Here is a 13,695-nt window from a genome sequence, read left to right as displayed (position 1 = left end):
CGTTATTTCCAGAATCCTAAGGCTTTTTGCAGGTTGGCCTGGGCCACCTGGGCGTCGTAGCGGGCCATCACCGCCCGTGTCTGCGCTTGGGCGCGGTCGGCCTCGGCCTCCAGGTAGCGGGTGACGTTGGCCGTGCCGGCCTGGTACTGTTGGTAGACCAGGCGCATGGCCTCCTCGGCGGCGCGGTCGGCGGCTTCCGCCATGACCAATCGCTGGCGCGCCTCCTTGAGGTTGGCGTGGGCCCGTTGGACTTCGTCTTCGATTTCCAGCCGGGTGCGCTGCTGGATGGCTTGGGCTTCGGCCACTTTGCGTTCGGCGCCGGATACCCGCGCCGCCGTGGCTCCGCCGGCGAACAAGTCCACTTCCGCGTTGAGCCCCAGGGTGACGTTGTCGCGGTTGGCGTTGAAATCGGGAGTGCGGGTGTTCATGCCGTAGGCCGCATAGGCGTTGACGCGGGGCAGGTGGCCGCCTTGCTCGGCCAACAGTTCCTTTTCGCGTATTTGCACCTGATGGGCCGCCGCCTGCATTTCCGGCCGCTGGGCCAGGGCTTGGGTGATCAGTTCGCCGATTTTGTCGCTGATCGGGGCGGCTGTGCTATCGGCCCCCGCGCGGACTTCCAAGGGATCGGCCGCGCCCAAGCCGAGCAGGGTTTTCAGTCCGGAACGGGTCAGCTCTACGCCGTTGATGGCCCGCACCTCCGCTTCGCCGGCCTGGGCGCGGCGCACTTCCAAGGACAATACGTCGGATTTGAGCAGGGCGCCCTCGCGGTGTTGGGCTTGGGCGTGGCGCAGGGCGCTGTCCACCGCTTCGATGGAGCGGCGCGCCACTTCCAACTGTTGCGGGGCGGCCAACACGGCGTAATAAGCGGAAGTGACCGATGCCGCCAGCCCGTTGCGCAAGGCGGAGCGTTCCAATTCCGCCGCTTCCACGCCCAGTTCCGCCGCCTTCTTGCGGAAATAATCCGAGCCGCCGCGAAACAGCGACCAAGCGCCCACCACTTCCGGCCGGAAGTTTTCCACATAACCGGGCTGGTTGATGTTTTGGAAGTCTCGATTGGTGAAGCGCCGCTGGGAAACGATGGCGGAAAAGGCCTGGGTCGGGTCGTCGGAATAGGTGTAGCCCACCCGGCCGGTGAGCTTGGGATAAAAGGCGGCGGCCGCCTCTCCGACCTTGGCTTCGGCTTGGCCGATGCGTTCGGCGGCGGCGCTCAGGTCCGGATTGCGCTCGAAGGCCAAGTCCAGGATTTGTTCCAGATTGAGCGGGCCGGTAGGGAGTTCCGCCCAGGCGGGAGCGGCCGCCGCCAGCCAGAGCAGTAGAGCAGGGATGGCGAAGTTCATCGAATTACCTTTCATTATCGACCTTCCGTCGCAGCGCAGTCGGCAGTCCCGCCTTTAGGTGGCTCCGGATCGAACCGCCTAAAGGCGGGGCTACGGACCGCCGCGGCCGCGCTGGGAGAGCGGGCCGCCGCGGTCGGTTATAACCCAGGGCGAATCAGCCGTTTTTCAAACGCACCACGCCCATCATTTTCAGGATCATCCGTTCATAGAACGGCTCGCTGATGCCCTTGGCGATCTTGCGCATGAAGTATTTTTCAAAGGCGATCTTGCCCAGGTGCACCCAATAACCCTTGGCGGACCAGGTGATGTTGCGCGGCGGAATTTGCGGCTGGGCGATGAAGGCCAGGCCGGTGTCGCCCATGTCCGCCAGGCACAAGGCGCTCCAGGTAGCCTTGTGGGAGGGTTGCTTGCCGTCCAATTCCTCGCGGATGTTGTGGGCGGTGGCGGTGACCATGGATTCGATCATGTAGCCGGTCTTGGGCACGCCGGTGGGCACCGGGGTTTGCTCCTGGGGCGGGATGGCGATGCACACGCCCACGGAATAGACGTTCTTGAACTTGGGATTGCGCTGGTATTCGTCCACCAGCACGAAGCCGCGCGGGTTGACCAGCCCGTCGATGCCGCGCACCGCGTCCACGCCGGTGAAGGCGGGGATCATCATGCTGTGCTTGAAGGACAGCTCGTGCTTCTTCTTTTCCGCGCCGGTCTCGTCCACTTCGGTGACGTACATTTTACCGGCTTCGATGCGGTCCACTTTGGCGTTGCAGATCCACTTGACGCTTTTGTCCCGCAGCTCGCTTTCCAGCATGCCCTTGGAGTCGCCCACGCCGCCCAGCCCCAGGTGGCCGATGTAGGGTTCGGACGTGACGAAGGTGATGGGCACTTTGTCGCGGATCTTGCGCTTGCGCAGGTCGGTCTCGGCGATGAACAGGTACTCGTAGGCCGGGCCGAAGCAGGAAGCGCCTTGCACCGAGCCGACGATGATGGGGCCGGGATCTTTGACGAAGCCGTCCCAAAATTCGCCCGATTCGCCGGCGTGGTCCACGTGGCACACCGACTGGGTATGGCCGTGGGGGCCGAAGCCGGGGATTTCGTCGAAGGCCAGCCTGGGGCCGGTGGCGATGATGAGGTAGTCGTAGCCTACCGTGCTGCCGTCGGCGAGCTCCACTTGGTTGGATTCGGGGCGTACCTTGGCGGCGGCTTTTTGTATGAAGGTGATTTTTTTCTTTTTAAAAACCGGCGCCAATTCGATTTTGATATCGGACGGTTTTCGCCAGTTGACGGCCACCCAGGGGTTGGACGGCACGAAGTGGAAAGTGGGACTGTCGGAAATGACGATGACCTCGTCTTCCTTGCGGGCGAGTTCCTTCATTTCGTAAGCCATGGGAATGCCGCCGATGCCGGCGCCCAATACGACGATTTTAGCCATGATGCGTCTCCTCTGGTGTTCCAGTCGGTAAGTATGGGTTAAACGAGCGGGGTGGTGGGGTTATGGTGTTCGATGGAAGCCTCCCGTCATGCATCGCGGCGACGCACATCGTCGCAGGATTGGTCGATGCCGTGGGTGTCGATGTCGCACACCGATTCCAGCCACATGGCGTTGATCACGGCGAAGGCGGCGGCGAAACCCGCGCCCAGTATCCAGGTGAAATACCACATCGTATCGCCTCCGAGTCAATATAGCGTATGGGTGTCTTGCATTACCTGCTTTTCCGTCACCGCGCCCCAGATCACTCGGTAAACCCAGCGTGTATACAGCAGCACGATGGGCAGGAAGACAACGGTGATCCAGAAGGCCAGCAATAGCGTCGTATGGCTGGAACTGGCGTCCCACACAGTCAGGCTGGAGCGGGGGTCGGTGGAGGAAATCAGCAGGAAAGGGAACAGCCCCAGTCCCACCGTGGACAAGGCGCCGCCGATGCCGAGGGCGCTGCCCAGAAATGCCGCGGCGGGCGAGTCCGCCTTGCCCAGGACGTAGGCGGCGCCCAGGCCGCCGAAACCCAGCGCCGGTGCCGCCAGCATCCAGGGATGGGCGAGGAAATGCTTGAGCCAGCCGCCTGCCGCCAAGGCCACGGTTTTGGCCAAAGGGTTGGAAGGCCCGTCGGTGGCCGGCAATACAATGATTTCCGGCCGCTCCATGCCGAGCAATACCCATCCCAACGCCAGTGCTAAAGCCGCCAGCAGGGCCGGGCCGATCAACCCGACCGCGCGCCGCGCCCGTTGCCGGATAGCGTTCTCGGTGCGCCATTGCAGGAAAATCGCGCCGTGGAAGGTCGCCGTCGCCAAGCCGATGAAGCCGCACAGCAGGGCGAAGGGGTTGAGCAGGCTCCAGAACGAGCCGGTGTAGAAGGCGCGCAAATCGGCGTCCAGGTGGAAAGGCAGGCCGACGATCAGATTGCCCACCAGCACGCCCAGCAGGAGGGGCGGCACGGCGCCGCCGACGAACAAGCCCCAGTCCCAGGCGTTGCGCCATTGCGGGTTTTCCAGCTTGCTGCGGTAGTCGAAGCCCACCGGGCGGAAAAACAGGGCGAACAGCACCAGCAGCATGGCCACGTACAAGCCGGAGAACAGCGTGGCGTAGACCGGCGGCCAGATGGCGAATACCGCGCCGCCCAGCAGGATCAGCCACACCTGGTTGCCTTCCCAGGTGGCGCCCACGGTGTTGATGACGACACGGCGTTCCAGGTCGGTCTTGCCTACGAAGGGCAGCAACGCGCCGATGCCGAAATCGAAGCCTTCGGTGACGGCGAAGGCGACGGCCACCACGCCGATGAAGACCCACCAGATCAGTCTTATGGTTTCGTAGTCGAACATGGTTTCGCCCTCGCGATAGTCTGGTTTGGCTCTGGGAGTATCAACCTACGCGCAGGTCAGCGGTGGTGCCGTCCATGGTGTCCGGAAACGGCGTGGCGGGCGTGGTCGCTCAATTGCGCGTCGAAATAAGCGTGTATCGCCCCCACCAGCTCCGGCTGATCGGTGGAATAGTCGATTTGCGCCCCGTTCGGCAGCTCTCCATAGACAAAGCGGATTTGCCCGGCCCCGGCGCTCATGGCCGCCAGTCCGGGCATGGCGTTGCCGTGGATGCGCGCCGGCCCGGAAAAATCGCCTTGGGTAAAACGGGCGGCGATGTGCGACAGGTGCTCGCGGATCAGCCGGATTTGCTCGACGTCGCCGGCATTCTTGGCCACCACTTGCTGCAAGCCGCCGTTGGCGGTTTTGTCGAAGACGTGCACGGTTTTTTTCCAGGTCGAACGGCATGACATGGGCGCCGCGTTCCGCCACCTCGTCCAGCCGGGCCGGCGTGGCGGGTTCCGCGGCGTAGGCCGGTGCGATCAGCGCGCACAGCAGCGTGGGGATAGACAGGCTTTTCATCGTACGTCTCCGTTTTTATGCGCTTTGTTCGAAGCAATAGCGGCCGGTGTGCAGGCTGCTGGGCCCCAGCCGCACGTACTTGAACATCAGGTACAGCTCGATCACCAACAGCACCGTATAGAAGAAGGCGAAACCGGCGATGCTGAACCACAGCTGGCCGCTGCTGACGCTGGACACGCTCAAATGGGTGGGCAGCACGCCGGAAATGGTCCAGGGCTGGCGGCCGTATTCCGCCACGAACCAGCCGGTTTCCGCCGCGATCCACGGCAGTGGGATGCCCCACACCGCCAGCTTCATCAACCAGCGCTTCTGGTCGGCGACGCGGGTGGCGCAGTAATAAAACGCCATGGCGAAGATGAACAGCAGGGTGAAGCCGCAGGCCACCATGACGCGGAAAGTCCAGAACAGGGGGGCGACGCGCGGGATGGTGTCGTTGGCGGCCTTCTCGATCATGGCTTCGTCGGCGTCGACGACTTTGTCGGTGTATTTCTTCAGCAGCAGGCCGTAGCCCAGGTCGGCCTTGTGTTGCTCGAAGGCGCGGCGGGTGGCGTCGCTCTTGTCGCCCGCCCGCAGCTTTTGCAGTTCGCCGTAGGCGACCATGCCGCTCTCGATGCGCTGGGCACTCTCGTTGCGCAGGTCTTTCAAGCCTTTTACGTCCTCGTCGATGGAGCGGGTGGCGATCAGGCCCAGCACGTAGGGCAGTTTGAGGGCGTAATGGGTTTTTTCCGCCGCCTGGTCGGGAATGCCCACCACGGTGAAGCTGGCCGGCGGTTTGTGGGTGTCCCACTCCGCTTCGATGGAAGCCAGCTTGATCTTTTGGGTTTCGCCGGAGGTATAGCCCGATTCGTCGCCCAGCACGATTACCGACAGCACCGAGGCCAGACCGAACGCCGAAGCGATGGAAAAGGAGCGGCGGGCGAAGCCGATGTCGCGCTTTTTCAGCAAGTACCAGGAGCTGATGCCCAGCACGAACATGGAGCCGGTCACGTAGCCGGCCGCCACCGTATGCACGAACTTCACCTGGGCTACCGGATTGAAGAACACGTCGGCGAAGCTGGTCAGCTCCATGCGCAGGGTTTCGTAGTTGAATTCCGCACCCACCGGATGCTGCATCCAGCCGTTGGCTATCAATATCCACAGGGCGGACAAGCTGGTGCCTACGGCCAGCAGCCAGGTGACCATCAGGTGCTGGACTTTGCTCAGGCGAACCCAGCCGAAGAAGAACAGGCCGACAAAAGTGGACTCCAGGAAGAACGCCATCCAGCCTTCGCTGGCCAGCAGCGGGCCGAATATGTCGCCGACGTAATGGGAGTAATAGGCCCAGTTGGTGCCGAACTGGAATTCCAGGGTGATGCCGGTGGTGACGCCCATGGCGAAATTGATGCCGAACAGCTTGCCCCAGAATTGGGTCATGTCCTTGTAGACCTGGCGGCCGGTCATGACGTAAACCGACTCCATGATGCCGAGGATAAAGGTCATGCCCAGGGTCAAGGGCACGAACAGGAAGTGGTAGAGGGCGGTCAGGCCGAATTGCAGCCGCGACAGGCTGACGATGTCGTCACCGGACATCATGGGAGGCCTCCTTGGGTTGGTTGTGGCCCGGGGCGCTTGGGGCCGAAGCGAAAAGGTCGGCGGCATCGGGTCGCGGGCCTGCGCCGTGGCCGCGGAAGGCCAGCAGCCAGATGCCCCACAGCAATACGGCTTTGACGGCGAGGGCGACGGCGATCTCGCGCCGCAGGCCGTTTATCCGGTGAGTCGGCGGGGCGAGGCGGGTGTTTTCCGTCATGGGCTCGCTCCAAATATTAGAGGATTCTAATTATGAGCGCTGCCGATCGCGTTCGCAAGCAAATATGGTGGTTGCCCGGGGCGCGATGGGCTCCTGTTCGGACGGCGGCGGCTTTATTCGCCGCCGCAGGTTTCCTTGAAGCCCAGTTTTTTCAATAGGGTTTCCAGCGGGCAGAATTGGGTGAAGCCGCTTTGGAACAGGTTGGCGCCGACGAAGGCGGTGAACCACAGCCAGTTGGCGTTGTGGAACAGCGGGCTGGCTTCCGCGCCCAGGCTCAGGGAGAGCAGGACGAAAAATCCGGCCACGATTCGGACAATGCGGTGGGTCGTCAGGGATTTGCTGGTCATGGGCTGGCTCCTCTGGTTTCAATCACGGCTTGTCCGCCCGCGTTGGGCGAGCGGTTGAATGAATGATAGGCAGTCTCGGGAAAGGTTTCCTTGGTGTCGAAAACAAAAACGCCCGTGCTTGGGGCACGGGCGTCGGGGCGATCGGGGCGTTGGATCCGCTTAACCGTCGGCGTTGATTTTGGCGATCAACTCCAGCAGCACCGTTTCGGCGTGATCGTTGTCCACTTGGCAGGTGCCGGCGGCTTGATGGCCGCCGCCGCCGTGGCGCAGGCACAATTCGCCGACGTTGGTTTTCGAGGAACGGTCCAGAATGGACTTGCCGATGGCGAACACGGTGTTTTGCTGCTTCAGGCCCCACAGCACGTGAATGGAGATGTTGCACTGGGGGTAGAGGGCGTAAATCATGAAGCGGTTGCCGGCGTGGATGATTTCCTCGCCGCGCAGATCCAGCACCACCAGGTTTTTATACACGGTGGAGCAGCGCTGCAGCTGGGCTTTGAATTGTTCTTCCTGCTGGAAGTACAACTGGCTGCGTTCGACGACATCGGGCAGCTTCAGAATGTCGTTGATATCGTGTTCCAGGCAGTAGTCGATCAATTCCATCATCAACTGGTAGTTGGACACGCGGAAATCGCGGAAGCGGCCCAGGCCGGTGCGGGCGTCCATCAGGTAATTGAGCAGCACCCAGCCGTCGGGCTTGAGGATTTCGTCCTTGCTGAACTGGGCCGAGTCGGCTTTGTCCACCGCTTCCATCATGGCCTGGGAGATGCGCGGGAAAGTCGCCGCGCCGCCGTAGTAGTCGTACACGACTCGAGCGGCGGAAGGGGCGTTGGGATCGATGATATGGTTGCTGGCGCGGGTCTCGTTACGCAGGGTTTCGCTGGCGTGGTGGTCGAAGGCCAGATGACAGCCGGGCACGTAGGGCAGGTTGGTGGTGATGTCCCGTTCGTTTACCTGGACTTTGCCGTCTTGCATGTCCTTGGGGTGAACGAACAAAATTTCGTCGAGTATGCCTTTTTCCTTGAGCAGGGCCGCGCACACCAATCCATCGAAATCGCTACGAGTGATTAAACGAAATTTTTCTGTCATGGGGTGTGCATCTCCAGTGCGTTAAGTGTGAACCAGTTCAGAAGTATAGTGCAGATCACCATGGTGAAGGCAAGTAGGGGCGTATATGCGTTTATGTGTGTTTTGTGGTTCGAAGCATGGGATTCGGCCGCAGTATAGTCAGGCGGCCCGGCGTTTCGGCGCGTTGATGGCGGAGCGGGGCGTCGGCTTGGTCTACGGCGGCGGCGCCATCGGTTTGATGGGGGAGGTGGCCGACGCGGTTTTGGCCGGAGGCGGCGAAGTCATCGGGGTGATACCCCGTTTTTTGTCCGGAGAGGAAATCGCCCACTCCGGCTTGACCGAGCTGCACGTGGTTGAGTCCATGCACGAGCGTAAAGCCAGGATGGCCGAATTGGCCGACGGTTTCGCCGCTTTGCCGGGCGGCATCGGCACGCTGGAGGAGTTGAACGAGATTCTTACCTGGGCGCAGTTGGAACTGCACGCAAAGCCCGTCGGGGTGTTGAACACAGCGGGGTTTTTCGACGGCTTTTTGGCGTTTTTGCGCTTTACGGTGCGGGAAGGCTTTCTGGCTGAAAAGCATCGCCGCTTGTTGCTGAGCGCCGACGAGCCGGAGGACTTGCTTCAATGGCTGACGGCGGGGCCGACGGCCGGGCCGGTGAAAACCGAGCTGGTTTAGCTGGCGCCGGCTCGGCTGGTTTTCCGCTAGGCGGACGGGTCAGTCCTTAACCGGCCGCTTGTCCAGCTTACGCTGCAACGTGCGGCGATGCATGCCCAGGGAGCGGGCGGCGGCGGAGATATTGCCGTCGTGTTCCACCAGCACTTTTTGCAGGTGTTCCCATTCCAGCCGCTTGACGGACAATGGCTTGTCCTTGATTTGCACGCTGGTGTCGCCCTCGTCCTTGTGCAGGGCGGCGACGATTTCGTCGGCGTCGGCGGGTTTGGTCAGGTAGTGGGTGGCGCCCAGTTTGATGGCTTCCACGGCGGTGGCGATGCTGGCGTAGCCGGTGAGCATCACGATGCGGGTGTTGCTGTCCAAGGCGATCAGCTTTTCCACCAGCTCCAGTCCCGATTCGTGGCCGATGCGCAGGTCGATGACGGCGTATTCGGGGTCCAGGCTTTCGGCCAGGGCCAGGGCGTCGCCGATGTTGTGGGCCACTTGCACGTCGTAGTGGCGGCGGGTGAGGGCCATTTGCAGCACATCGCAAAAAGTGGGGTCGTCGTCCACCAGCAGCAGACTGGGAGACTCTTCTTCGTTTGGCATGGATTCAGTTGTCACAGCTATCCGTCGGCAGCAATGGGAGTTGGATGCGAATGCAGGCGCCGATTTCGACGTTGGGCAGTATTTCGATTTTACCGCCCAGGCGTTCGATGGTGGTATGGGCCAGGAATAAGCCGACGCCCAAACCTTGTTCCTTGGTGGTGATGGGGCGTTTGCCCAACACCGCGAACAAGTCCTCGCGAATGCCGGGGCCGTGGTCGCTGATGTCGAGGGTGATGCGGTTGCCGGTCCAGCGGGCGCGGAATCCGACGTATTTGGGCGAAACCTCGGCGGCGTTGTTGAGGATGTTGATCAGGGTGTGGGTCAACGTGCGTTCGGCGATGATGCAGGGCGTCGGCTTGGCTCCTTCGGCGTCGAACTCCAGCGGCGCTTCCGGGCGCAGGCTGCGCCACTGGCTGATGACGTCGGCCAGATAATTGTCCAACCGCATTTTGCGGCCCGATTCCGCGCGCAGCTGACCCGCCGAGGCGGACATCACCGATAGCGCTTCTTTGCAGCGATCCACCTGATCGCGCAGTATTTTTAATTTATCGCGCAGGTCCGCGTCGTTTTCGCCGTTGTGGAAGTGCTCCATTTCCTTGAGCAAAATGGCCATGGTGCCCAAGGGGGTGCCCATTTCGTGGGCGGCGCCGGCGGCCAGGGTGCCGAGGGAAATGACGCGATCGTTGCGCAACGATTGCTCCCGCGCTTCCGCCAGCTTACGGTCCCGTTCGCGCAGGGTATTGGCCATTTCCACCACGAAGTAGGCCACCAGACCGGCGCTGAAAACGAAGCCGAACCACATGCCGAAGGCGTGTAATTCGAGATGGTTATGCTCCATAAGGGCTTGCACCTTGCCCGGCATCATTTCCGGCGCGATGGCCGGTTGGATATTGGGCAGCGGCACGTGGTAGCCGATCAGGACCGTATAGCAACTGGAGGCGAAAATCACCAGATACCAGGTGTAGGTTTGCGGCAGCACCGTGGCGGCGATAATCAGCGGCAGCAGAAAGAACCATGCGATGGGGTTGGTGGCGCCGCCGGTGAAATACAGCAATATGCTGATGCCGAATATATCGCCGGCGATTTGCAGGAACAGTTCGAATACCTGCACCGGCGTATCGGAGTGCAGCCGCAGCAGGGTCAGCCAGTTGAAGACGCCGAATACGCACAAAGTGCCCAACAGCGGCGCTTGGCGCAAAGGAATATCGAGCCCGTAGACCGATAGGATGAGCAGCAATCCGATGCCGCCGATCATGAGATTGCGCAGCCGGAACAGCCAATACAAGTGTTCCCGGCAGGTGGCGTCGCTATCGGCTTCTATGAGGTTATCCATGGCAAGCGAGGTGTCTGTGGTTAAGCCATATTGTACAGGTTTCCCTTTGGGGGCCGGACTGCGACAATTTGCCGCATTTTCTTCTTGCTTTGACGAGGCTAAGCTATTACCCATTCCAGATAGGCAAGTTCGCCGCTTTCCAAGCGAACGCCTAGGGTTGAAGCGCTTGTAATTACTCTCCTCGTGCCTTAAAGGGAAAAGCCTTTCCAGCTTTTCCCTTTTTTATTGCCTTCGCGGCTTTCCGTCGCCCATTATCGCAAACCCTTCGAAAATCCTTTCGATCCTATTCGCCTGAGGATTGTTGCGCGGCGATTTATTTCGCGCGAGCTTGGCTGGGCGATGCCTTTCCGCCGGGAGGCGGCGGAGGGCAGGCCATGTTAAAATCGCCTTACTTGGCCGCCCGGCCGAATCGGTGGCGTGCCGCACGTGACGCGCCCGAAGCCGTATTTTCGGCTAACCGATGAGCTGTTGCCCACTATGCCCGCGTTTATCCCGAAAAATCTCGCGCTTTGCCTATTCCTCGTTTTGCCGGCCGCGGCATGGGCGGGCGACGGCAGCGAATTGATGGATCTGAGCATCCAGGATCTGATGGAGGTGGACGTCACGTCGGCCTCCAAGGCCGCGAAGCCCTTGTCGAAAACCCCGGCGGCCGTGACGGTGATTAGTCAAGAGGACATTCGCCGCTCCGGCGCCAACAGCATTCCCGACGTATTGCGCTTCGTGCCGGGACTGCAAGTGGCGCAGATGACCAACAACCTGTGGTCGGTATCCTCGCGTGGGTTCGGCGGCATATACAGCAACAAGCTGCTGGTCATGGTGGACGGCCGCAGCGTGTACAACCCGGTTTACGGCGGCGTGTATTGGGACCAGCAGAACATCATGCTGGAGGATATCGACCGGATCGAGGTGGTTCGCGGTCCCGGGGCCACCATGTGGGGCTCGAACGCCGTCAACGGCATTATCAATATCATCAGCAAATCGGCGGCGGATACCCAGGGCGGCCTGGTTTCCGGCGGCGGCGGTAATCAGGAAACCGCTTTCGGCGCGGCCCGTTACGGCGGAAAAATCGGCGATAACGCTTATTACCGCTTCTACGCCAAGCACAACACGCGCGACAATTTCGACAAGGTCAGCGATCCCCGTCCCTTGCCGCGCGGCCAGTTCGCCGAGGTGGGATTCGACAATCGCGACAACAACGACCGCAGCAAAGATAACCGCGGCGGCTTCCGCTTGGATTGGGACGCGACGGACAAGGACAGCGCGACTTTCCAAGGCGATTTTTACCAGGGCGATTTGGATCGCCGCGTGGCCAATCCGCAATTCGCCGCGCCGAATACCGCCATGGTCAACGGTACGGTACGCACCAGCGGCGAGAATCTATTGGGGCGTTGGAAACACCGCTTCGATAAGAATTTGAGCGCCGAAACCCAGGCCTACTGGGATCATTACCGGCGCGACGCGCTGATCGGCGTGGAGGACGTCCATACCTACGATTTGGATACCCAGTTCAATTATCGCTGGAACGACTGGAACAATATTGTCGCGGGGGGCGGCTACCGCTATATCAGCGACGATCTGGCCGGAACGGACTTGGTGTACTACACGCCGCAAAAGCGCAAGATCAGCAATTTCAACGTTTTTGTCCAGGACGACATCACACTGATTCCCGACACCCTCGATTTTATGGCGGGCGTCAAATACGAGCACAACGGCTTCGCCGGCTCCCAGGCCCAACCTTCCGGCCGTTTGTTGTGGACCATCGACGACAGCCAGCGCGCCTGGGCGGCGGTGAGCCGCGCCGTGCGCACGGCGGTGCGCACCGACCAGGACCTGAACATCAACTTCGCCCGCATGCAGTTGCCGGGTAGCTGCCAAACGCCCAACCTTCGCTCGACCATCCAAAACAATTGCGAATATCGCATTGTCGGCAATTCGGCTTTCGGATCGGAAAAGGAAGACAGTTTCGAGCTGGGTTACCGCTTTACGCCCAACCAGGCGTGGTCCTTCGATGTGGCGGGATTCTACAATCGCTACAGCGACTTGCAGACGAGACAGGCCGGTTCCGCCTATGTGTTCGACGCCCGGACGGGCAGTTATTACCTGCCGTACGCGGTGCGCCAGGACGGTAGCGCGGAAACCCTGGGGGTGGAGGCCTCGGTGGTGTGGCAGGCGACCCGCGATTGGCGTTTGTCGGCCAATTACAGTCATTTACGCTTGTTTATGCATCGTCGGCCGGGCAGCAACGATACCGGCGTGGAAGCGTCTCGCGAAGGCCGCGAAGCGCAAAACACGGCGGGCATCCGTTCCTTGTTCAACCTCACCGAAACGATAGAGTTGGACGGCACGGCCTATTACGTCGACAGCCGGCCCTACGAAATCAGCACCATGCCGGGCGTGCATCCCGGGGGATACGTTCGGGTCGATGCGCGTATCGGCTGGGCGCCGGTTGCCAATGTGCAACTGGATTTGATCGGGCAGAATCTCATCGACAACCGCCATTTGGAATACGTCGATGCCCAGGGATTAATTCCTTCGGAGATTCCGCGTAGCGTGTTCGCCCGCGCCCAATGGAAGTTTTAGCCGTTCGCCCCATGCCGGGTCGCACTCCCCGGCTTTTTTGCCAGCGTTGTTTGTTGTTTGCCGTGCTGTTTACCGCCGGGGCGCTCGCGATGGCGGGCGGGGCGAACCGCACCGATCCCGCGCCGGCGGCGGACGCCGAAGGCGGCTACCCATTGAAGGCCGCGTTTCTTTTCAATTTCATCCAGTACGTGGAATGGCCCGACAACAAGCAGGGCGGCGCCGAGTTCGCCTTGTGCGTGTTGGGCCAGAATCCGTTCGGCGCGTCGCTGCAGCCCTTGCAAAGCAAAACAGCCTTGGGCTTGCCGGTCGTGGTGAAGGAGATCAGGCAAGCCTCCGAGTCGCACCGTTGCCATATGCTGTTCATCGCCGAGTCCGAACGGCCCCAATTGCCGAAAGTCCTGGCCGACCTGGCCGGCGCCGGGGTCTTGACCGTGGGTGACGCGGACGGCTACGCCGAGGCCGGGGTGATGATCGGTTTTGTCGTGCGGCAACACAAATTGCGCTTTGCCATCAACCTCGACGCGGCAAAAAACGGTAATGTGCGGATAAGCGCCCATTTGCTGCGCTTGGCGGAAATTGTTCGGAACGCTGACCTTAAGGATTGATGGCTT

General features: G+C 61.3%; 14 protein-coding genes. 3 read left to right on the top strand and 11 right to left on the bottom strand.

All coding sequences use genetic code 11. The annotated features are described in order from the left end of the window. Positions 1-2: 2 nt before the first annotated feature. The 9 genes from K5607_RS09575 to K5607_RS09535 all read right to left on the bottom strand — a co-directional run bounded on the left by K5607_RS09575 (position 3) and on the right by K5607_RS09535 (position 7,931). Positions 3-1,352: a TolC family protein gene (locus tag K5607_RS09575; RefSeq protein ID WP_221046879.1), complete on the bottom strand. Its 1,350-nt coding sequence runs from the start codon at positions 1,350-1,352 to the stop codon at positions 3-5. A 139-nt stretch (positions 1,353-1,491) separates the two neighbouring features. Then, positions 1,492-2,766, bottom strand: coding sequence for an NAD(P)/FAD-dependent oxidoreductase (locus K5607_RS09570; protein WP_221046878.1), 1,275 nt, complete (start codon positions 2,764-2,766; stop codon positions 1,492-1,494). A gap of 86 nt (positions 2,767-2,852) precedes the next feature. Then, entirely contained in the window at positions 2,853-2,996 is a 144-nt protein-coding gene (gene cydX / locus K5607_RS09565; protein ID WP_082411405.1) for a cytochrome bd-I oxidase subunit CydX, read from the bottom strand. Between the two features lie 15 nt (positions 2,997-3,011). Beyond that, a complete protein-coding gene (gene cydB, locus K5607_RS09560; protein WP_221046877.1) occupies positions 3,012-4,151 on the bottom strand; it encodes a cytochrome d ubiquinol oxidase subunit II in 1,140 nt (379 codons plus the stop codon). A 56-nt stretch (positions 4,152-4,207) separates the two neighbouring features. Next, on the bottom strand, positions 4,208-4,600 hold the full coding sequence (locus K5607_RS09555; protein WP_246598814.1) for an aspartate carbamoyltransferase: 393 nt from the start codon (positions 4,598-4,600) through the stop codon (positions 4,208-4,210). Between the two features lie 124 nt (positions 4,601-4,724). Further along, positions 4,725-6,278 (bottom strand): cytochrome ubiquinol oxidase subunit I, encoded by a 1,554-nt coding sequence (locus tag K5607_RS09550; protein ID WP_221048911.1) that lies wholly within the window; start codon positions 6,276-6,278, stop codon positions 4,725-4,727. Next, positions 6,268-6,495, bottom strand: coding sequence for a hypothetical protein (locus K5607_RS09545; RefSeq protein ID WP_054773093.1), 228 nt, complete (start codon positions 6,493-6,495; stop codon positions 6,268-6,270). The genes K5607_RS09550 and K5607_RS09545 overlap by 11 nt, the downstream gene beginning before the upstream one ends. A 113-nt stretch (positions 6,496-6,608) precedes the next feature. Beyond that, the gene (locus tag K5607_RS09540) at positions 6,609-6,827 is read right to left on the bottom strand and encodes a YgaP family membrane protein (RefSeq protein WP_054773098.1); all 219 of its coding nucleotides are present in this window, start codon (positions 6,825-6,827) and stop codon (positions 6,609-6,611) included. A 174-nt stretch (positions 6,828-7,001) separates the two neighbouring features. Beyond that, positions 7,002-7,931, bottom strand: a complete 930-nt coding sequence (locus K5607_RS09535; protein ID WP_221046876.1) for an exopolyphosphatase — start codon at positions 7,929-7,931, stop codon at positions 7,002-7,004. Between the two features lie 85 nt (positions 7,932-8,016). Between K5607_RS09535 and K5607_RS09530 the strand changes: the two genes are divergently transcribed. After that, positions 8,017-8,586 carry an LOG family protein gene (locus K5607_RS09530; protein WP_221046875.1) on the top strand — a complete coding sequence of 190 codons (570 nt, stop codon included), beginning with the start codon at positions 8,017-8,019 and terminating at the stop codon, positions 8,584-8,586. Positions 8,587-8,625: 39 nt separating this feature from the next. On the opposite strand, the gene K5607_RS09525 is transcribed toward K5607_RS09530, so the two are convergent. Further along, a complete protein-coding gene (locus K5607_RS09525) occupies positions 8,626-9,171 on the bottom strand; it encodes a response regulator transcription factor (RefSeq protein WP_173586026.1) in 546 nt (181 codons plus the stop codon). A gap of 4 nt (positions 9,172-9,175) precedes the next feature. Next, complete coding sequence (locus K5607_RS09520) at positions 9,176-10,504, bottom strand: ATP-binding protein (protein ID WP_054773095.1); 1,329 nt, start codon at positions 10,502-10,504, stop codon at positions 9,176-9,178. Positions 10,505-11,068: 564 nt separating this feature from the next. Between K5607_RS09520 and K5607_RS09515 the strand changes: the two genes are divergently transcribed. After that, a complete protein-coding gene (locus tag K5607_RS09515) occupies positions 11,069-13,084 on the top strand; it encodes a TonB-dependent receptor plug domain-containing protein (RefSeq protein ID WP_221046874.1) in 2,016 nt (671 codons plus the stop codon). A gap of 89 nt (positions 13,085-13,173) precedes the next feature. Continuing rightward, a complete protein-coding gene (locus K5607_RS09510; protein WP_221046873.1) occupies positions 13,174-13,689 on the top strand; it encodes a TOL_0243 family YfiR-like periplasmic protein in 516 nt (171 codons plus the stop codon). Positions 13,690-13,695: the final 6 nt, after the last annotated feature.

The organism is Methylogaea oryzae, assembly GCF_019669985.1.
Classification (GTDB): domain Bacteria; phylum Pseudomonadota; class Gammaproteobacteria; order Methylococcales; family Methylococcaceae; genus Methylogaea; species Methylogaea oryzae.
Note: the sequence above shows the minus strand (reverse complement) of the source record. Positions and strands in the feature narration are given on the sequence as shown.